Raw genomic sequence first — 19,306 nt, 5'->3', positions numbered from 1 at the left:
TCAAAGGCTTGCTGCGGCAAGCCTTTTTCTTTTCAGAGATTGCTCCCATGACTGAGCCACTGCGCATCGTCTTTGCCGGCACCCCGGAATTCGCCGCCGAACACCTCAAGGCCCTGCTCGACAGCCCTTACGAGATCGTCGCGGTCTACACCCAACCGGACCGTCCGGCGGGTCGCGGGCAAAAGTTGATGCCGAGCCCGGTCAAGCAGTTGGCACTGGAAAACAACATCCAGGTCTTGCAACCGCCGACCCTGCGCAACGAAGACGCTCAGGCCGAACTGGCCGCGCTGAAGCCGGATTTGCTGGTGGTCGTCGCTTATGGCCTGATCCTGCCGCAAGTGGTGCTGGATATCCCGCGCCTGGGTTGCATCAACAGTCACGCGTCGTTGCTGCCACGCTGGCGCGGCGCGGCGCCGATCCAGCGTGCCGTCGAAGCCGGCGACAGCGAAAGCGGCGTGACCGTGATGCGCATGGAACTGGGCCTCGACACCGGGCCGATGCTGCTGAAAGTCACCACACCGATCAGCGCTGAAGACACCGGCGGCAGCCTTCATGACCGTCTGGCGGAAATCGGTCCACCGGCGGTGATTCAAGCCATCGCCGGCCTCGCCGCGGGCACGCTGGAAGGTGAAGTGCAAGACGACAGCCTCGCCACTTACGCTCACAAATTGAACAAGGACGAAGCGCGCATCGACTGGAACCGTCCGGCCATTGAACTGGAACGTCTGGTTCGAGCCTTCAATCCATGGCCGATCACCCACAGCACGCTGAACGGCGAAGCGCTGAAAGTATTGGCTGCGAGCGTCACTGAAGAGCAGGGCGCCTCAGGGGAAATCCTCAGCGCCAGCAAGGACGGCCTGATCGTCGCTTGCGGTGATCAAGCGCTGCGTCTGACCCGTCTGCAATTGCCCGGCGGCAAGGCGCTGAACTTCAGCGATTTGTTCAACAGCCGTCGTGAGAAATTCGCCGTCGGCACCGTCCTCGGTCAAACGGCGGACGCTCAATGAATCCACGTCTGGCCGCCGCCAAGGCACTTGCTGCAGTTCTCAACGGAAAAGCCTCACTCAACAGTTCGCTGCCGACACAAATGGACAAGGTCGAAGACCGCGATCGCGGTTTCACCCAGGACCTGGCGTTCGGCACCGCTCGCTGGCAGCCGCGCTTGTCGGCACTGGCAGCCAGGTTGCTGCAGAAACCCTTCAAGGCTGCCGACGCCGATGTCGAGGCGCTGTTGCTGGTCGGCCTCTACCAACTGCTGTACACCCGCGTCCCGGCACACGCCGCCATCGGCGAAACCGTCGGTTGCGCCGACAAGCTGAAAAAACCGTGGGCCAAGGCGTTGCTCAACGCCGTGTTACGCCGCGCCCAACGTGAAAGCGAAGCGCTGCTGGCCGAACTGGAACATGACCCGGTGGTGCGCACGGCGCACCCGCGCTGGCTGCAAAAATCCCTGAAAGCGTTCTGGCCTGAGCAATGGGAAGCGATTTGCGCAGCGAACAACGCGCATCCGCCAATGATTCTTCGGGTCAACCGTCGCCATCACGCTCGCGATGCCTACCTGGGGCTGCTGACCGAAGCGGGCATCGCCGCCACGCCGTGCATTTACAGTCAGGACGGCATCATTCTCGACGCTGCCGCCGACGTGCGCAGCCTGCCGGGTTTCGCCGAAGGCTGGATCAGCGTGCAGGACGAAGCGGCGCAACTGGCCGCTGACCTGCTGGACCTGGTGCCGGGCCAACGGGTACTCGACGCCTGCTGCGCACCGGGAGGCAAGACCTGCCACATCCTTGAAGCCGAACCTGCATTGGCCGGCGTCGTCGCCGTGGACCTGGAAGCCAAGCGCCTGGTGCGTGTGCGGGAAAACCTCGCACGCCTGGGCCTGAGCGCCGAACTGATCGCCGCCGATGGCCGCGACACCGCGACCTGGTGGGACGGCAAACCCTTCCAGCGCATCCTCCTCGACGCGCCATGCTCGGCCACCGGCGTGATCCGTCGTCACCCGGACATCAAGCTGACTCGCCAACCGGATGACATCGCCGCACTTGCCGTGCTTCAAGGTGAATTGCTCGATGCCATGTGGATAACTCTGGAGGTGGGCGGCATTCTGCTTTATGCCACCTGCTCGACATTGCCGACCGAGAACACCGAAGTCATCGAAGCCTTCCTCGCCCGCACGCCGGGAGCCCGTGAGCTGGACCTCGCCACGACGGCGGGCATCAAGCAGCCTCATGGTCGCCAGTTGCTGGCCCAGGAAGGCGGCCACGACGGGTTCTACTACGCCAAGCTGATCAAGATCGCCGCCGCGCGCGGTTAACCGGTTTTAAGGGAGTGACTGGATGAAAATCATCATCCTCGGCGCAGGGCAGGTCGGCGGTTCGCTGGCGGAACACTTGGCCAGCGAGGCCAACGACATCACCGTGGTCGACACCGACGGCGAACGCCTGCGCGACCTCGGCGACCGGCTGGACATCCGCACGGTGCAGGGCCGCGGCTCGCTGCCGACGGTACTGCGTCAGGCCGGCGCGGACGATGCCGACATGCTGGTCGCGGTGACCAACAGTGACGAGACCAACATGGTGGCCTGCCAGGTTGCTCATACCCTGTTCCACACCCCGACCAAGATCGCCCGGGTGCGTGAAGCGGCGTACCTGACGCGCTCCGAGCTGTTCGACAACGAAGCGATTCCGGTAGATGTGTTGATCAGTCCGGAACAAGTGGTCACCAACTACATCAAGCGCCTGATCCAGCACCCGGGCGCGCTTCAAGTGATCGACTTCGCCGAAGGCAAAGCGCAGCTGGTCGCGGTGAAGGCGTACTACGGCGGACCGCTGGTGGGTCAGCAACTGCGTCAGTTGCGCGAGCACATGCCGAACGTCGAAACCCGCGTCGCGGCGATTTTCCGACGTGACCGGCCCATCCTGCCCCAGGGCGATACGGTGATCGAGGCCGACGACGAAGTGTTTTTCATCGCCGCCAAGGCGAATATTCGCGCAGTCATGAGCGAAATGCGCCGGCTCGACGAAAGCTACAAGCGCATCGTCATCGCCGGTGGCGGTCAGATCGGCGAGCGCCTGGCCGAGGCCATCGAAAGCCGCTATCAGGTGAAAATCATCGAGATGAACCCGGCACGCTGCCGCCATCTCTCGGACACCCTCGACAGCACCGTGGTGTTGCAGGGCAGCGCCTCCGACCGCGATTTGCTGATGGAAGAGAACATCGCAGACGCCGACATCTTCCTGGCCCTGACCAACGATGATGAAGCCAACATCATGTCATCGCTGCTGGCCAAACGGCTGGGCGCGAAGAAGGTGATGACGATCATCAACAATCCGGCCTACGTCGACCTGATCCAGGGTGGCGACATCGACATCGCCATCAGCCCGCAATTGGCGACCATTGGCACCTTGTTGGCGCACGTACGGCGCGGCGATATCGTCAGCGTGCACTCATTGCGCCGCGGCGCGGCGGAGGCCATCGAGGCGATTGCCCATGGTGATGCGAAGTCGAGCAAGGTGATTGGCAAGGCCATCGAAAACATTGGCCTGCCGCCGGGTACGACGATTGGCGCGATCATTCGTGATGAAGAAGTGATCATTGCCCACGACGATACGGTGATCGAAGCGGGGGACCATGTGATTCTGTTCCTTGTGGATAAAAAGCATATTCGGGATGTGGAGAAGTTGTTCCATGTCGGCCTCAGCTTCTTCTGATCCGGCATTTGCGGTGGCGGGGCGGGTCTCTTCGCGGGCACGCCCGCTCCCACAGTGTTTTGCGGTAAAAACATATCTTGTGTACGGCTGAGATCCCTGTGGGAGATTCTATGTTTGGGGGCAACCCCCAAACATAGAACTTGGCTTGTACTCGCTTTGATTTTTCATCAAGGCAAACAGTACTCTGGCCAGCTTACGGGCAAGTATTACCAAGGCTTGAGTGCCCTTCATGCCTCTTGCCAGATAGCTTTGATAGTAAGGTTTCCAGGCTGGAGAGCGACTCGCGGCCATGGCGCTGTTATGAAATAAGCGCCGGAACTCCGAATCGCCTCGTTTGGATAAGTATCGTTTCTGATCCTTCTTTCCCGATTGTCTGACTCGCGGATCCATTCCTAGAAAGGCGATGTAGCCATCGCTGTCGGAAAAATCTCCACGCATAAAGGCGGTGACTGCAGCTGTAGCCGTCAGGACGCCTACACCCTCAACCGCTTGGCAGCGTTTTACCTGCGCGTCCATGTCAGCTTCGCTGACAATGCTCTTCAGCACTTTCTGTATGCTTTTTTCAATCTGCTCAAGGCATGCCAGATAGTCGGCCAATGCCTCTTCGAGCAACGGTTCGTCCTTCCAGCTTTGTTTGATGGCCACACGATGCCGAACAAGCTCGGCCCGACGACGCAGCAAGCTTTTGAGTTGTGTGTAGGCCTTTGGAGGCGGACTCCAAATCCTCAACTTGTCGGACTCTTTACTCAAGTAACGAGCCAGCAACGCTGCATCCAGGGCATCTGTTTTAGCCCGAATACCTATCCCTTCGCGGTATCGATTAAGACGGCTGCCATCGATGACGTAAACGTCATGACCCATTTCATGGGCCATCTCCGTCGTATCGAGGTGATAGGTGTTGGTGGCTTCGAGGGCAATGGCGCTGTTTGCGGGCAGCGCCTTGAGCCACACCTTAAGGGCCGATCGCTCGTTCGAAACAATCAAGACCTGCTCCAGATCGGATCGATAAACAGCGATCTCGTCCTTCGCGACATCCACACCAACGACCACCTGCGAAACATGAATTGTCATGGCACGCCCTCCGAGCTAGGGTTTAAAGACTTGTCGGGGTTCACCGTTGCGCTGGCTTGTTTCTATCGTCGGTCTAGGCCGATGCATTCCTTATCGGCGCATTAGGTGAAGGGGCGGGACGAAGTCTCCCACGGTCTGTACTGGTCAGAGTCAGAAGCTAGGCTTTAGTCCCGCCCACCCCTTCAAGTCTAAACATACAAGCGGGCTTGCCCGCGAAAGCGATCTCATAACCACACAGGCATCCCTGAAAAACCTCAATAAGGAATCCACCATGCTCGAATCCCTGGAAAAAATGCTCGCCAAGGGTGTGGATAACTCATTGCTGCGCTTTGGTCTGGGCAAGGGCTATCTGGATCTTGGGGAAAACGCCAAAGCCGCCGAACATTTCCAGCGTTGCGTCGAGTTCGATCCGAAGTATTCAGCGGCGTGGAAGCTGTTGGGCAAGGCGCACTTGGCGCTGGCAGACCATCCGGCGGCGCGTCAGGCGTGGGAACAAGGTCTGGAAGCCGCCCGGGCCCATGGCGACAAGCAGGCAGAGAAAGAAATGACGGTGTTTCTGAAAAAGCTTGAGCGTCAGGCGCCCTGATCAGAGATAGCGCAGGCCAATGCCTTCGGCATCCACCAGCACCACTTCCATGCGAACCCGCGGCGCGCCTGTGGGTAAATCCTGCACCTGACCAAACACCACTGCCCCTTTTGGCAGCGCAGACAAGCCCGGATGCTTGACGTAGACACCCGTCGTCGAGAGGTTGCGGGTCTGGCCGAGGCATTCGCCAAAGCTTTCATGACTGATCTTGATGCGAAACGATTTTCGGTGTTCGGACATCTTCTGCGCCCTTTTCTGAACAGTTGTGGATAACTTGCAGAAGCGAAGCTTGCTCGCGAAGAGGCCATTAAATTCAACGATGATGTTGGATGAAATATCGCCTTCGCGGGCAAGCCTCGCGCCTACAAAAAGAAGTTATCCACAGATCATGCCAATCCACTCAATACCAGCGTTCTTCACCCGGTGGACGCTTCTTGAAGCGCTTCATGCTCCACATGTATTGGCTCGGATACGCCCGCACATAGCGCTCCACCACCTTGCTCATGGCGGCGCAGGATGTCTCGGTATCGGTGCTGTACATGGCCTCCGGCGCGGCTTCGAGGATCACTTTGTAACCCGAACCGTCCGGCAGGCGCAGGGCGTGCAGGAATACGCCGACCGCTTTGCCGCCGGCGAGCATGTTCGGTACGAACTTGCTGGTCAGCGCCTGAGTGGCGAAGAACGGCACGAAGATCCCGGCGGACTCGGACGGTTCCGGGTCAGCGGGAATCCCCACTGCACCACCTTTGCGCACTTCCTTGATGATACTGAGGATGCCTTCCTTGGTGGAGGCCGCCACCTTGTTACCCAGTTGCACCCGCTGCTTGCGCAACAAATCATCCACCGCCTTCAACTTCGGCGGGCGATAGAAAATGATCGGTTTGCACTGACTGCAATAGAAGTGGTTCAACACTTCCCAGTTGCCCAGGTGACTGGTAATGCCAACGACACCTTTGCCGGAGGCGAGGGCGTCTTTCAAGACGTCGAGACCTTCGACTTCGCGGACCAGATCAATGGAACGCTGCGCCGGCCAGATCCATGCACAGGCACTTTCGGTCAGCGACTTGCCGATGTCCTTCAGGCTCTGGCCGACCAGACGCTCGCGCTCGGCAGGGTCCATCTCGGGGAAGCACTTGGCCAGATTGATCCGCACCACGTCGCGGGAACGGTTCGGGGTTTTCCACATCATCCAGCCGATGGCCGAGCCCACCGCCTGCACGGCCCGCCACGGAAGCAGGGCGAACAACCGCAGAGCGCCTACCAGCAAGGCGCCTTTCAACTTATCCACAGGTCACTCCTGATTTTGTGCTGTGCGCGAGGCGGCTATTCTAACCGCCGATCGACAAGCTCGCGTAACGATCGCAATCGCGGGTGTGGTCCATGACCATCCCCGAGGCCTGCATCAGCGCGTAGCAAATGGTCGGGCCGACGAAGGTGAACCCGGCTTTTTTCAAGCCTTTGCTCATCTCCACGGCGGTCGGCGTTACTGCCGGGACTTCGGTTCGATCCTTGAAGTGATTGATCACCGGTTTACCGCCAACGAAGGACCAGAGAAACGCCACCGGGTCCTCCAGCGCCAGCCAGGCCTGGGCATTGCGCCTGGCCGCGTTGAGTTTGAGGCGATTGCGGATAATGCCGGGATCGAGCATCAATTCATCGATTTCAGCGTCACTCATCTGCGCCACGCGCTGTACGTCAAAGCCGAACAACACCTCGCGATATCGCTCACGTTTACGCAACACGGTGATCCAGGAGAGGCCGGCCTGGAACCCTTCGAGCAAAAGCAACTCGAACAATCCCTGCGCATCGCGTAGCGGCGTGCCCCACTCCTGGTCGTGATAAGCCATGTACAACGGATCTTCGGAACACCAAAAGCAGCGTGGCATAAGGCTCCAGGGGGCGTGCGCAGCAACGAATCGGGTATACTCCCGCTCTTTAAATCGCAGCCCAAGAAACAGGTGAATTTCGTGAGCCAGCCTACGCCAGCCGTGCGTACCTTCCAAGACTTGATCCTCGCCCTCCAGCAATACTGGGCCGAGCAAGGTTGCGTGGTACTTCAGCCCTACGATATGGAAGTAGGCGCCGGGACTTTCCACACTGCCACGTTTCTGCGCGCCATCGGCCCGGAAACCTGGAACGCCGCTTATGTGCAGCCCAGTCGTCGCCCGACTGACGGCCGCTACGGCGAAAACCCGAACCGCCTGCAGCACTACTACCAGTTCCAGGTAGTCCTGAAGCCGAACCCGGACAACTTCCAGGAACTGTACCTGGGCTCCCTCAAGCACGTCGGCCTGGACCCGCTGGTCCACGACATTCGCTTCGTCGAAGACAACTGGGAGTCGCCAACGCTGGGCGCCTGGGGTCTGGGCTGGGAAGTCTGGCTGAACGGCATGGAAGTGACGCAGTTCACTTACTTCCAGCAAGCGGGCGGCATCGAGTGCTACCCGGTGACCGGCGAGATCACCTACGGCCTCGAGCGTCTGGCCATGTACCTGCAAGGCGTGGACTCGGTCTACGACCTGGTCTGGGCTGACGGTCCGTTCGGCAAAGTGACCTACGGCGACGTGTTCCACCAGAACGAAGTGGAGCAGTCGACCTACAACTTCGAACACGCGAACGTCGAGAAGCTGTTCGAACTGTTCGATTTCTACGAAAGCGAAGCCAAGCGCCTGATCGAACTCGACCAGCCGCTGCCGTTGCCGAGCTACGAAATGGTGTTGAAGGCGTCCCACACCTTCAACCTGCTGGATGCGCGCCGGGCAATCTCGGTCACCGCGCGTCAGCAATACATCCTGCGTGTGCGCACCCTGGCGCGTTCCGTTGCGCAAGCCTACCTGCTGGCTCGCGCCAAGCTGGGCTTCCCGATGGCGACCCCGGACCTGCGTGATGAAGTACTGGCCAAGCTGGAGGCTGCACAATGAGTGCTCAAGATTTTCTGGTTGAACTGGGCACCGAAGAACTGCCACCCAAAGCCCTGAACACCCTGGCTGATGCGTTCCTGGCCGGTATCGACAAGGGCCTGCAAGCCGCGGGTCTGAACTACGAGACCAAAACCGTCTACGCCGCGCCGCGTCGTCTGGCTGTGCTGATCACCTCGCTGGCCACTCAGCAGCCGGATCGCAGCATCAACCTCGACGGCCCGCCACGTCAGGCCGCGTTCGATGCCGAAGGCAACCCGACGCAAGCGGCACTGGGTTTTGCCAAGAAGTGCGGCGTCGAGCTGAGCGAAATCGATCAGAGCGGTCCGAAACTGCGCTACAGCCAAAGCATCGCCGGCAAGCCAACCGCGAGCCTGCTGCCGACCATCGTTGAAGACTCCCTCAACGACCTGCCGATCCCGAAGCGCATGCGCTGGGGTGCTCGCAAGGAAGAATTCGTTCGTCCGACCCAGTGGCTGGTGATGCTGCTCGGTGACCAGGTCATCGATTGCACGATCCTCGCCCAGAAGGCCGGTCGCGATTCCCGTGGTCACCGCTTCCATCACCCGGAAAGCGTGCGCATCACTTCGCCCGCCAACTACCTGAGCGACCTGCGTGCCGCTTACGTGCTGGCCGATGCCAACGAGCGTCGCGCGATCATCAGCAAGCGCACCGAAGAACTGGCGACGATGCAGGAAGGCACGGCGATCGTTCCGCCAGCCCTGCTCGACGAAGTGACCGCGCTGGTTGAATGGCCGGTGCCGCTGGTGTGCTCGTTCGAGGAGCGTTTCCTCGACGTGCCGCAAGAAGCGCTGATCACCACCATGCAGGACAACCAGAAGTATTTCTGCCTGCTGGACGCCGACGGCAAGTTGCTGCCACGTTTCATTACCGTGGCCAACATCGAAAGCAAAGACCCGCAACAAATCATCGCCGGTAACGAGAAAGTGGTTCGCCCACGCCTGACCGACGCCGAGTTCTTCTTCAAGCAAGACAAGAAGCAGAAACTCGAAGACTTCAACCTGCGCCTGCAAAACGTGGTGTTCCAGGAAAAACTCGGCAGCGTCTACGACAAGGCCGAGCGCGTTTCCAAACTCGCCGCGTTCATCGCGCAACGCATTGGCGGCAACGCAGCCTGGGCCTCCCGTGCCGGCCTGCTGTCCAAGTGTGACCTGGCGACCGAGATGGTCGGTGAGTTCCCGGAGATGCAAGGCGTCGCCGGTTACTACTACGCCCTCAATGACGGCGAGCCGGAAGAAGTCGCGCTGGCCCTGAACGAGCAGTACATGCCGCGCGGTGCCGGAGCTGAATTGCCGACCTCCCTGACCGGTGCGGCCGTGGCCATCGCCGACAAACTCGACACGCTGGTAGGTATCTTCGGTATCGGCATGCTGCCGACCGGTAGCAAAGACCCGTATGCCTTGCGTCGTGCGGCACTCGGCGTGTTGCGCATCCTGATCGAGAAGAAGCTCGACCTGGACCTGAACGATGCCGTGGCGTTCGCTGTGAATGCATTCGGCGCCAAGGTCAAGGCTGCTGGCCTGGCTGATTCGGTACTCGAATTCGTATTTGACCGCCTGCGTGCCCGTTACGAAGACGAAGGCGTGGATGTCGGGACTTATCTGTCGGTCCGTGCCCTGAAGCCGGGTTCGGCGCTGGACTTCGATCAGCGTGTACAAGCGGTAGAAGCTTTCCGCAAATTGCCGGAAGCCGCTGCCCTCGCCGCCGTGAACAAGCGCGTTTCGAACTTGCTGAGCAAGGTCGAAGGCTCTGTTCCTTCGGTTGTGGAAGCCAAGTACTTCGACAATGCCAACGAGTTCTCCCTGTACTCGGCGATCCAGCAGGCAGACCAGGCTGTTCAGCCAATGGCCGCTGCGCGTCAGTACAGCGAATCGCTGGCACGCCTGGCCGCCCTGCGCGAACCGGTGGATGCATTCTTCGAAGCCGTGATGGTCAACGCGGATGACGCCAACGTGCGCGCCAACCGCTATGCGCTGCTGTCGCGTCTGCGTGGGTTGTTCCTCGGCGTCGCCGATATTTCGCTGCTGGGGTAAGACTGTTTGAAACTGCTGATTCTCGATCGGGACGGGGTGATCAACTACGACTCCGACGCTTACATCAAGTCGGTGGAGGAGTGGATTCCGCTCCCCGGTTCGATCGAAGCCATCGCGCAGTTGAGCAAGGCTGGCTGGACGGTAGCGGTTGCTACCAACCAGTCGGGCATCGCTCGCGGCTATTACGACATCGCCACCCTGGACGCCATGCACGAGCGCTTGCGTTCGTTGGTGGCGGAGCAGGGCGGTGAAGTCGGGCTGATCGTCTATTGCCCGCACGGGCCGGACGACGGCTGCGATTGCCGCAAGCCAAAACCCGGGATGTTGAAAACCATCGCCGCGCATTACAACGTATCGCTGACTGATCTATGGTTCGTTGGCGATAGTCTCGGTGACCTGGAAGCCGCCAAAGCCGTCGATTCTCAGCCAGTTTTGGTAAAGACCGGGAAAGGCGTAAAGACTTTGGGCAAGTCCCTACCGGTAGGCACCTTGATATTTGACGATCTGGCGGCGATTGCCGCAGAACTTATCCACAATTAGAGTGCTTCTGATATTCCTGTCAAAGGATTGATCGGGAGTGCGCTTTAAATAGACGGGCAGAGCCCGCACGGTAAACGTCGCCATGTCGATACTGCAGGCCATCAGAACCTTCCTCTTTTACCTGCTGCTGGGCACCAGCTCCTTGCTCTGGTGCAGCCTGAGCTTTTTTATCGCGCCCTTTCTGCCATTCAGGGCGCGCTATCGTTTTATCAACGTGTACTGGTGCCGTTGCGCCTTGTGGCTGAGCAAAGTCTTTCTGGGCATCAGCTACGAAGTGAAGGGCGCCGAGAACGTGCCTGACCAGCCCTGCGTGATTCAGTCCAATCACCAGAGCACCTGGGAGACGTTCTTCCTCTCGGCTTATTTCGAACCTTTGAGCCAAGTGCTGAAGCGTGAATTGCTCTACGTTCCGTTCTTTGGCTGGGCAATGGCCATGCTGCGACCAATCGCCATCGACCGCGACAATCCGAAAGCGGCGCTCAAACATGTGGCGAAGAAGGGCGATGAGCTGCTCAAGGATCGCGTCTGGGTACTGATCTTCCCTGAAGGAACTCGGGTTCCTTATGGCACCATCGGAAAATTCTCTCGCGGTGGTACCGCGTTAGCCGTAAACGCCGCGCTTCCAGTGCTGCCGATTGCGCACAATGCCGGCAAGTTCTGGCCGAAAACCGGTTGGAAGAAGAAGCAAGGCGTGATCACGGTAATCATCGGCGAGCCGATGTACGCCGAGGGCAGCGGGCCGCGAGCCATTGCCGACCTGAACGATCGGGTTCAGGCCTGGAACGAGCAGATGCAACGGGACATGGGCTCGCTTCCACCCGCCCCGCAAGCCCCGGCTGCCAGCGATCAGGTGGCTGTCTGAAGTTCTGTGGATAACCTGTGTACCGTTTTGTCGAAAAGTCGCTCGTTTTGATTTTAAGCTTATGATTTATATATATATTTCCTAAACACATAAAACTCAGAAAAAGGTGCATAAGTTTTTTTTGGACGTAAAAAAACCGGCTGATATAGCCGGTTTTTTTATGTCTGCGATTCGGATTGCTGCAGGCGTTAGCTGGTGATGGGGGCACGCCAGTCATCGGAACCCGAGGTGCCGCAGACTTCGTGGATCCAGGTAATTTTTCGGTAGGTGAAGTACACGTCTTCGAGATGCGTAAAGTGGGCCATGTTGGGATCCTGGCAGCTCGGCATTCTGGTCTGTACATCGACAATCACAGCATCGCTTAACTCGATACTGAAATAGTGCTCTTGAGTGCCCGCCGACGATGTTCGATACCAGGCGATATTACAGTTCTGCAGCACTTCACCACTCGTTAAGGCGTTGAAGATCAGCGGTGATGATTTATCAAAGACTTTGGAGATCATGAGTGGCTTGTGCACTCGCTGACCCGTGGGTTGGCCGGATTGAGGATCTCTTGGAATAATGATCTGGTGACTGAATGCCTGTACCAGGATCTGGTCCTCATGCCCCTCCTGATACACATTTCCAACCGACTCTTGAGTAAAGGTCCCGGCAGTGATCATCCCTTGCCGATTTCCATTGATTGTTAAGTACGCGGGTGTTGGCATAGCAGCATTCCCTTTTCGATATCCCAAAAATGATCGCTTCCTCAAGTCATACACTTGACGAGGAGGCGGTAGGATAAAGAGCACCAGGGATGACGTATGTAGGACTTTTCTGCGAGATGCCGAGGTATAACGCCTGCGTTCGATACGATTTTCAGCCGTGCCGTAAGAGCGAATTCCCGACGCAATAAAAAAGGCCAGCGCAATGCGCTGGCCTTTTTTTGGCAAGTCCGCTGGATCAGAAATCCAGGTTGGACACCGCCAAGGCGTTGCTTTCGATGAAATCACGACGAGGTTCGACCGCATCACCCATCAGGGTGTTGAAGATCTGATCCGCGCCAATGGCGTCTTCGATGGTCACTTTGAGCATCCGGCGCTGGCTTGGGTCCATGGTGGTTTCCCACAGCTGATCCGGGTTCATCTCACCCAGACCTTTGTATCGCTGGATGGTGTGACGCTTGGTGCTTTCAGCCATCAGCCATTCAAGCGCTTCCTTGAACTCGGTGACCGGCTTCTTGCGCTCGCCACGCTGGATGTACGCGCCGTCGTCCAGCAAGGTGCTCAACTGAGCGCCTAGGGAGACAACGGTCTTGTAATCGTTGCTGCCGAAGAAGTCGCGGTTGAAGGTGATGTAGTTCGACAGGCCGTGGGAGATCAACTCGACCTCTGGCAGCCAGACGTTACGTTCACGGTCTTCACGCAGGCTGGCTTTGTAAACCAGGCCGGATTTCTCGACGGTGCGCAGGCGAACTTCGAACTGAGCCATCCAGTCCTGCATCGCTGCGTGATCGGACAGTTGCTCCATGCTGACCGCTGGCAGGTAGATGAAGTGCTCGGTCAGTTCCTGCGGGTACAGGCGCGACAGACGCTTGAGGGTCTTCATGACCAGACGGAAGTCATTCACCAGACGCTCGAGCGCTTCGCCGGAGATACCCGGGGCTTCTTCGTTCAGGTGCAGGCTCGCGTCTTCCAGGGCCGACTGCGTCATGTACTCTTCCATGGCGTCGTCGTCTTTGATGTATTGCTCTTGCTTGCCTTTCTTGACCTTGTACAGCGGTGGCTGAGCGATGTAGATGTAGCCTCGTTCGATCAGCTCCGGCAACTGACGGAAGAAGAAGGTCAGCAGCAGGGTACGGATGTGCGAACCGTCGACGTCAGCATCGGTCATGATGATGATGTTGTGATAACGCAGCTTGTCGATGTTGTACTCGTCGCGGCCAATGCCGCAGCCCAGCGCGGTAATCAAGGTGCCCACTTCTTGCGAAGAGATCATCTTGTCGAAGCGTGCCTTCTCGACGTTCAGGATCTTGCCCTTGAGCGGCAGGATGGCCTGGGTGCGACGGTTACGTCCCTGCTTGGCGGAGCCGCCAGCAGAGTCACCTTCCACGAGGTACAGTTCGGAGAGGGCAGGGTCTTTTTCCTGGCAGTCAGCCAGTTTGCCCGGCAGGCCGGCGATGTCCAGTGCGCCTTTGCGGCGGGTCATCTCGCGAGCCTTGCGCGCCGCTTCACGTGCACGCGCCGCGTCGATCATCTTGCCGACGACCAGCTTGGCTTCGTTCGGGTTCTCCAGCAGGAAGTCAGAGAAGTACTTGCCCATTTCCTGTTCGACCGCAGTCTTCACTTCGGAAGACACCAGCTTGTCTTTGGTCTGGGAGCTGAACTTCGGATCCGGCACCTTCACCGAAATAATCGCGGTCAGGCCTTCGCGGGCATCGTCACCGGTGGTGGCGACTTTGTGTTTCTTCGCCAGGCCTTCAGCTTCGATGTAGGTGTTCAGGTTACGCGTCAGTGCGGAACGGAAACCCACCAGGTGAGTACCGCCATCGCGCTGTGGAATGTTGTTGGTGAAGCACAACAGGTTCTCGTTGAAGCTGTCGTTCCACTGCAGGGCGATTTCGACGCCGATGCCGTCTTCACGCTGGATGTTGAAGTGGAACACCTGGTTGACCGGGGTCTTGTTGGTGTTCAGGTATTCAACGAACGCACGCAGACCACCTTCGTACTTGAACAGCTCTTCCTTGCCGCTGCGCTCGTCCTTGAGAACGATACCAACACCGGAGTTGAGGAAGGACAGTTCGCGAATCCGCTTGGCCAGGATGTCCCAGCTGAAGTGGATATTCTTGAACGTATCTTCTGAAGGCTTGAAGTGAATCTGGGTGCCGGTGGTTTCGCTCTCGCCAACGATTTTCATCGGCTCTTGCGGAACACCGTGGACGTAAGTCTGTTCCCAGATCTTGCCGCTGCGGCGAACGGTCAGGATCAGTTCTTTGGACAGTGCGTTCACTACCGAAACACCTACACCGTGCAGACCGCCGGATACTTTGTAGGAGTTGTCATCGAACTTACCGCCGGCGTGCAGCACGGTCATGATGACCTCGGCTGCGGAAACGCCTTCTTCTTTGTGCACGTCTACCGGGATGCCACGGCCGTTGTCGCGAACGGTAATGGACTCATCCGGGTGGATGATGATGCTGATGTCGTCGCAGTGGCCGGCGAGAGCTTCGTCGATCGAGTTATCGACCACTTCGAACACCATGTGGTGCAGACCGCTGCCATCGTCGGTGTCACCAATGTACATACCGGGACGTTTGCGTACGGCATCCAGGCCTTTCAGCACTTTAATGCTCGTTGAGTCGTACGTATTTTCTTCGCTCAATGCCTTCACTCCCGATGGTCGTGGGTCTGGGTGATACGGCCCTGTTCCACGTGGAACAGAGCGACTGGCGTTTCCGTCTGCCAGCCGTCCCTCAGTAATTCGTGATCTACACAGGTGATGAACACCTGGCAGCGTAAGTCTTCCAGCAAGCGGCAAAGCGCGCGACGGTGGTGCTCGTCCAGTTCAGACGGCAGGTCATCCACCAGATAAATACACTGGCCGCGACGGGCCTGGCTAACCAAGTGCCCTTGGGCAATCCGCAATGCGCAGACCACCAACTTCTGCTGGCCACGAGACAAGATGTCCGCGGCGTTGTGTGCGCCCAATCTGAGACGCAAATCAGCGCGTTGTGGTCCGGCCTGGGTATGACCCATTTGCTGATCCCGCTGAAGGGACCCGGCGAGCACTGCACTCAACTCACGGTCTTTGTCCCAACCTCGGTAATAGCTGAGCGTTAAGCCTTCCAGCTCAACCAGTTCGCTCAAGGTCTGTTCAAAGACTGGTTTCAAGGCTTTGATGTAAGCGCGGCGGTATTCATCTATTTCAGCGCTGGCCTGGCACAGTTCCCTGTCCCAAACCGCTTGCGAAACGGCGTCAAGTGTACCATGCCGCAGCCAAGAGTTTCTCTGGCGCAGGGCCTTCTGCAAGCGTTGCCAGGTTGACATGAATCGCGGTTCCACGTGGAACACGCCCCAATCGAGAAACTGTCGACGAATCTTCGGTGCGCCTTCCAGTAAACGGAAACTGTCTGGGTTGATGAGTTGCAGAGGCAGAATTTCAGCCAGTTGCGCGGCGCTACGGGCGTTTTGACCGTCAATGCGAATCTGGAACTCACCCTGGCGGTCGCGGGATATCCCCAATGCGCTATGCCCGCCCTCAGCCAATTCGACCTGGCCAAACACCGTGCACGCCAATTGCTCGTACTGAATGACCGGAAGCAGGCGGGTGCTACGAAACGAACGGGCAAGCCCCAGCAGGTGAATGGCTTCCAGAACACTGGTTTTGCCGCTGCCGTTGGCGCCGTAAAGAATGTTGATTCGGGGGGAGGGGGAGAAGGTCACCGGGTGCAGATTACGCACCGCGGTGACCGAAACGCGACTTAAGGACATCTAGCTTCTGCTGAGCATGATTACAGACGCATCGGCATGACGACGTAAGCCGAATCGTCGTTGTCCGACTCTTGCACCAGCGCACTGCTGTTGGAGTCGGACAGGATCAGACGGACTTGCTCGGTGGTCATCACGCCCAGCACGTCGAGCAAGTAGCTCACGTTGAAACCGATTTCCAGGTTGCCGCCGTTGTATTCAACGCCCACCTCTTCTTCCGCTTCCTCCTGCTCCGGGTTATTCGCCTGGATCTTCAACTGACCGTTGGCCAGTTGCAGACGGATGCCACGGTACTTCTCGTTGGACAGAATCGCGGTACGGCTGAACGCTTCACGCAGGGCCTGACGGTCGCCGAGTACCAGCTTGTCACCGCCTTTTGGCAGAACGCGCTCGTAGTCAGGGAATTTACCGTCGACCAGTTTCGAGGTGAAGGTGAACTCGCCCGTGGTAGCGCGGATGTGGTGCTGACCCAGGACGATGCTGACGATGCCATCCGGCTCAGTCAGCAGGCGGGCCAATTCCAGAATACCTTTGCGCGGCACGATGACCTGGTGGCGATCCGGCTGACCAATATCAGCCTGCATCGAGCACATGGCCAGGCGGTGACCGTCGGTAGCCACAGCGCGGATGATACCGGCCGAGACTTCCAGCAGCATGCCGTTGAGGTAGTAACGCACGTCCTGCTGGGCCATGGCGAAGCTGGTGCGTTCGATCAAACGACGCAGTTTGCTTTGCTCAAGGCTGCAGGTCAGCGAGCCCGGGCCTTCTTCAACCGTCGGGAAATCGTTGGCCGGCAGGGTCGACAGGGTGAAGCGGCTACGGCCAGCCTTTACCACCAGCTTCTGCTCATCAACCTTGATGTCGATCAGCGCGTCGTTCGGCAGGCTCTTGCAGATGTCCATCAGCTTGCGCGCAGGCACAGTGATGGAACCCGGGTCTGCGGGCTCTTCGAGTTGTACACGACCGACCAGCTCGACTTCCAGGTCGGTACCGGTCAGCGACAGTTGCTGGCCTTCGACAACCAGCAGCACGTTGGAAAGCACCGGCAAGGTCTGTCGGCGCTCGACGACGCCTGCGACCAGTTGCAGGGGTTTCAACAGGGCTTCGCGTTGAATGGTGAAATGCATGGTCTAGTCCCTTGCCTTAATAAGCTGCGCTGGTATGCATCAAGTGGTCAGTGTACGCAGCAGGTTCTTGTAGTCCTCGCGGATGTCCGCGTCGGATTCCTTAAGTTCATTGATCTTGCGGCAGGCGTGCAAAACGGTCGTGTGGTCGCGGCCGCCAAACACGTCGCCGATTTCCGGCAGGCTGTGGTTAGTCAACTCTTTGGACAACGCCATGGCAACCTGACGCGGACGAGCGACCGAGCGAGAACGACGCTTGGACAGCAGGTCGGAAATCTTGATCTTGTAGTACTCGGCGACAGTGCGCTGAATGTTATCCACAGAGACCAGTTTGTCTTGCAGCGCCAACAGGTCTTTCAGGGATTCACGAATAAGCTCGATGGTGATATCGCGGCCCATGAAGTGCGAGTGGGCGATCACGCGCTTGAGCGCGCCTTCCAGCTCACGGACGTTGGAACGAATGCGCTGGGCAATGAAGAACGCCGCATCGTGAGGCAGATCGACTTTGGCCTGATCGGCTTTTTTCATCAGGATCGCTACACGGGTTTCCAGCTCCGGCGGCTCGACGGCAACCGTCAGGCCCCAGCCAAAGCGGGATTTCAGGCGTTCTTCAAGACCTTCGATCTCTTTAGGGTAGCGGTCACTGGTGAGAATGACCTGCTGGCCACCTTCGAGCAGGGCGTTGAAGGTGTGGAAAAACTCTTCCTGTGAGCGTTCCTTGCGGGCAAAGAACTGAATGTCATCGATCAGCAATGCATCCACCGAACGGTAGAAGCGCTTGAACTCGTTGATTGCGTTCAGTTGCAGTGCCTTGACCATGTCGGCCACAAAACGCTCCGAATGCAGGTACACGACCTTGGCATTCGGGTTCTTCTTTAATAGATGGTTACCCACAGCGTGCATCAAGTGGGTTTTACCCAAGCCGACACCACCATAAAGGAAGAGCGGGTTGTAACCGTGCTTGGGGTTGTCCGCTACCTGCCAGGCCGCTGCGCGGGCCAGTTGGTTCGACTTGCCCTCGACGAAGTTCTCGAAGGTGAACGTGCGGTTCAGGTAGCTGGTGTGCTTGAGCGCACCTTCGACCTGCACCGTGCGCTGTTCCGAACGCACCGGGGCCTGTTGAGAACTGGCACCGGCCATCGGGTCGAAACTGTCGCGCGATGGCTCTTCACTGACTTCGGCAACCTTCTGCGTCGAACGCTTGGTCGGCGTAGCCGATGGGGCGGGCGCCGGAGCGCTGACAGGCGATTGAGCCGCCTGTGCCTGGGACGCGGCAGCAGCCAGTGGAGCGTTCGGTGCGGCACGCGGCGCCGAACTGCGTTTGCTGCCTATTAATAAGGAGAGCGCCGGCGCCATGCCGTTGCCATGCTCATCAAGCAGTTCGAGGACGCGGCCCAGGTACTTTTCGTTGACCCAGTCGAGAACAAAACGATTCGGCGCGTAGACACGCAACTCGTCGCCTTCGGCTTCGACCTGTAGTGGACGGATCCAAGTGTTGAATTGTTGGGCAGGCAGCTCATCGCGCAAAAGCTCCACGCACTGCTGCCAAAGTTCCACTGACACGGATATCCCCTAAGTTGAAAGCCGGTGAGGCAAAAACAAGCGGCCATTGTAGCGACCAGACGCCGACTTATCCACACGTAGGTGGATCACCGACCAAGAAGAATCAACGATTTATACGCAAAAAAGACGACCAATGGTCTGTGCATAAGGTCTGTGGATAACCGACCCTGAGGTCGTTGTACAAGTGGGGGCGAAACTCGGTGGATAACCAGCCTGTGGATAACTACCCCTTTCACGCACAGCTTATCCGACAGCGCAGCACAGGCTGACCACCGTTTTCCACCGTAGTTGTCATTCTCTGTACATCACGGGATAGAAGGCCTTAAGGCAGTTATCCACAGACGATCGGTGCCCTAGCTTTTATAAGCTTTACAGAAAAGCTTTAAATACTTTCCTTCTTTATTTTTATATT

17 protein-coding genes are annotated in these 19,306 nt (G+C 58.4%); 8 read left to right on the top strand and 9 right to left on the bottom strand.

Annotated features, from left to right (window positions below):
* Window positions 1-47 precede the first annotated feature (47 nt).
* From fmt to trkA, 3 genes are read left to right on the top strand one after another with little or no spacing between them, the layout of a single operon-like run.
* On the top strand, window positions 48-1,007 hold the full coding sequence (gene fmt / locus J2Y86_RS18030; RefSeq protein ID WP_253434214.1) for a methionyl-tRNA formyltransferase: 960 nt from the start codon (window positions 48-50) through the stop codon (window positions 1,005-1,007).
* Complete coding sequence (gene rsmB / locus J2Y86_RS18025) at window positions 1,004-2,314, top strand: 16S rRNA (cytosine(967)-C(5))-methyltransferase RsmB (protein WP_253434211.1); 1,311 nt, start codon at window positions 1,004-1,006, stop codon at window positions 2,312-2,314. Before fmt ends, rsmB begins: the two co-directional genes overlap by 4 nt.
* Window positions 2,315-2,336: 22 nt before the next feature.
* Window positions 2,337-3,710, top strand: a complete 1,374-nt coding sequence (gene trkA, locus J2Y86_RS18020) for a Trk system potassium transporter TrkA (protein ID WP_017341720.1) — start codon at window positions 2,337-2,339, stop codon at window positions 3,708-3,710.
* A 108-nt stretch (window positions 3,711-3,818) separates the two neighbouring features.
* On the opposite strand, the gene J2Y86_RS18015 is transcribed toward trkA, so the two are convergent.
* Window positions 3,819-4,781 (bottom strand): IS110 family transposase, encoded by a 963-nt coding sequence (locus J2Y86_RS18015; protein WP_253434208.1) that lies wholly within the window; start codon window positions 4,779-4,781, stop codon window positions 3,819-3,821.
* A 271-nt stretch (window positions 4,782-5,052) separates the two neighbouring features.
* On the opposite strand from J2Y86_RS18015, the gene J2Y86_RS18010 reads away from it, so the two are divergent.
* Window positions 5,053-5,367 (top strand): tetratricopeptide repeat protein, encoded by a 315-nt coding sequence (locus tag J2Y86_RS18010; protein ID WP_253434205.1) that lies wholly within the window; start codon window positions 5,053-5,055, stop codon window positions 5,365-5,367.
* Here the strand turns inward: J2Y86_RS18010 and J2Y86_RS18005 are convergent, their stop codons facing one another.
* The 3 genes from J2Y86_RS18005 to tag form a co-directional block, all read right to left on the bottom strand.
* The gene (locus tag J2Y86_RS18005) at window positions 5,368-5,607 is read right to left on the bottom strand and encodes a PilZ domain-containing protein (RefSeq protein WP_253434190.1); all 240 of its coding nucleotides are present in this window, start codon (window positions 5,605-5,607) and stop codon (window positions 5,368-5,370) included. It lies immediately after the preceding gene.
* 160 nt (window positions 5,608-5,767) lie between these two features.
* On the bottom strand, window positions 5,768-6,655 hold the full coding sequence (locus tag J2Y86_RS18000) for a lysophospholipid acyltransferase (protein WP_253434187.1): 888 nt from the start codon (window positions 6,653-6,655) through the stop codon (window positions 5,768-5,770).
* 40 nt (window positions 6,656-6,695) lie between these two features.
* Complete coding sequence (gene tag / locus J2Y86_RS17995; protein ID WP_253434184.1) at window positions 6,696-7,253, bottom strand: DNA-3-methyladenine glycosylase I; 558 nt, start codon at window positions 7,251-7,253, stop codon at window positions 6,696-6,698.
* Window positions 7,254-7,334: 81 nt separating this feature from the next.
* On the opposite strand from tag, the gene glyQ reads away from it, so the two are divergent.
* The 4 genes from glyQ (at window position 7,335) to J2Y86_RS17975 (ending at window position 11,741) form a co-directional block, all read left to right on the top strand.
* On the top strand, window positions 7,335-8,288 hold the full coding sequence (gene glyQ, locus J2Y86_RS17990) for a glycine--tRNA ligase subunit alpha (RefSeq protein ID WP_003213601.1): 954 nt from the start codon (window positions 7,335-7,337) through the stop codon (window positions 8,286-8,288).
* The gene (glyS, locus tag J2Y86_RS17985; RefSeq protein ID WP_253434181.1) at window positions 8,285-10,339 is read left to right on the top strand and encodes a glycine--tRNA ligase subunit beta; all 2,055 of its coding nucleotides are present in this window, start codon (window positions 8,285-8,287) and stop codon (window positions 10,337-10,339) included. Before glyQ ends, glyS begins: the two co-directional genes overlap by 4 nt.
* 6 nt (window positions 10,340-10,345) lie before the next feature.
* Entirely contained in the window at window positions 10,346-10,879 is a 534-nt protein-coding gene (gmhB, locus tag J2Y86_RS17980; protein ID WP_253434178.1) for a D-glycero-beta-D-manno-heptose 1,7-bisphosphate 7-phosphatase, read from the top strand.
* 82 nt (window positions 10,880-10,961) lie between these two features.
* Window positions 10,962-11,741, top strand: coding sequence for a lysophospholipid acyltransferase family protein (locus J2Y86_RS17975; RefSeq protein WP_253434175.1), 780 nt, complete (start codon window positions 10,962-10,964; stop codon window positions 11,739-11,741).
* Window positions 11,742-11,929: 188 nt separating this feature from the next.
* Here the strand turns inward: J2Y86_RS17975 and J2Y86_RS17970 are convergent, their stop codons facing one another.
* The 5 genes from J2Y86_RS17970 to dnaA form a co-directional block, all read right to left on the bottom strand.
* Window positions 11,930-12,448 (bottom strand): Hcp family type VI secretion system effector, encoded by a 519-nt coding sequence (locus tag J2Y86_RS17970; RefSeq protein WP_253440356.1) that lies wholly within the window; start codon window positions 12,446-12,448, stop codon window positions 11,930-11,932.
* Window positions 12,449-12,683: 235 nt separating this feature from the next.
* Entirely contained in the window at window positions 12,684-15,101 is a 2,418-nt protein-coding gene (gene gyrB, locus J2Y86_RS17965; RefSeq protein ID WP_253434172.1) for a DNA topoisomerase (ATP-hydrolyzing) subunit B, read from the bottom strand.
* A gap of 5 nt (window positions 15,102-15,106) precedes the next feature.
* Entirely contained in the window at window positions 15,107-16,210 is a 1,104-nt protein-coding gene (recF, locus tag J2Y86_RS17960; protein WP_010465495.1) for a DNA replication/repair protein RecF, read from the bottom strand.
* Between the two features lie 20 nt (window positions 16,211-16,230).
* Window positions 16,231-17,334: a DNA polymerase III subunit beta gene (dnaN, locus tag J2Y86_RS17955; protein WP_017341709.1), complete on the bottom strand. Its 1,104-nt coding sequence runs from the start codon at window positions 17,332-17,334 to the stop codon at window positions 16,231-16,233.
* Window positions 17,335-17,373: 39 nt separating this feature from the next.
* Window positions 17,374-18,894 (bottom strand): chromosomal replication initiator protein DnaA, encoded by a 1,521-nt coding sequence (dnaA, locus tag J2Y86_RS17950; RefSeq protein WP_253434170.1) that lies wholly within the window; start codon window positions 18,892-18,894, stop codon window positions 17,374-17,376.
* Window positions 18,895-19,306 lie beyond the last annotated feature (412 nt).

Source organism: Pseudomonas migulae (assembly GCF_024169315.1).
GTDB classification, from domain to species: domain Bacteria; phylum Pseudomonadota; class Gammaproteobacteria; order Pseudomonadales; family Pseudomonadaceae; genus Aquipseudomonas; species Aquipseudomonas migulae_B.
Note: the sequence above shows the minus strand (reverse complement) of the source record. Positions and strands in the feature narration are given on the sequence as shown.

Excerpts from the sequence above, each read along its gene's own strand:
- J2Y86_RS18005 (WP_253434190.1), bottom strand. The coding sequence starts at position 5,607 with ATGTCCGAACACCGAAAATCGTTTCGCATCAAGATCAGTCATGAAAGC.
- dnaN (WP_017341709.1), bottom strand. The coding sequence starts at position 17,334 with ATGCATTTCACCATTCAACGCGAAGCCCTGTTGAAACCCCTGCAACTG.
- fmt (WP_253434214.1), top strand. The coding sequence starts at position 48 with ATGACTGAGCCACTGCGCATCGTCTTTGCCGGCACCCCGGAATTCGCC.
- glyS (WP_253434181.1), top strand. The coding sequence starts at position 8,285 with ATGAGTGCTCAAGATTTTCTGGTTGAACTGGGCACCGAAGAACTGCCA.
- J2Y86_RS17975 (WP_253434175.1), top strand. The coding sequence starts at position 10,962 with ATGTCGATACTGCAGGCCATCAGAACCTTCCTCTTTTACCTGCTGCTG.
- tag (WP_253434184.1), bottom strand. The coding sequence starts at position 7,253 with ATGCCACGCTGCTTTTGGTGTTCCGAAGATCCGTTGTACATGGCTTAT.
- trkA (WP_017341720.1), top strand. The coding sequence starts at position 2,337 with ATGAAAATCATCATCCTCGGCGCAGGGCAGGTCGGCGGTTCGCTGGCG.
- recF (WP_010465495.1), bottom strand. The coding sequence starts at position 16,210 with ATGTCCTTAAGTCGCGTTTCGGTCACCGCGGTGCGTAATCTGCACCCG.
- rsmB (WP_253434211.1), top strand. The coding sequence starts at position 1,004 with ATGAATCCACGTCTGGCCGCCGCCAAGGCACTTGCTGCAGTTCTCAAC.
- J2Y86_RS18015 (WP_253434208.1), bottom strand. The coding sequence starts at position 4,781 with ATGACAATTCATGTTTCGCAGGTGGTCGTTGGTGTGGATGTCGCGAAG.
- J2Y86_RS17970 (WP_253440356.1), bottom strand. The coding sequence starts at position 12,448 with ATGCCAACACCCGCGTACTTAACAATCAATGGAAATCGGCAAGGGATG.
- J2Y86_RS18010 (WP_253434205.1), top strand. The coding sequence starts at position 5,053 with ATGCTCGAATCCCTGGAAAAAATGCTCGCCAAGGGTGTGGATAACTCA.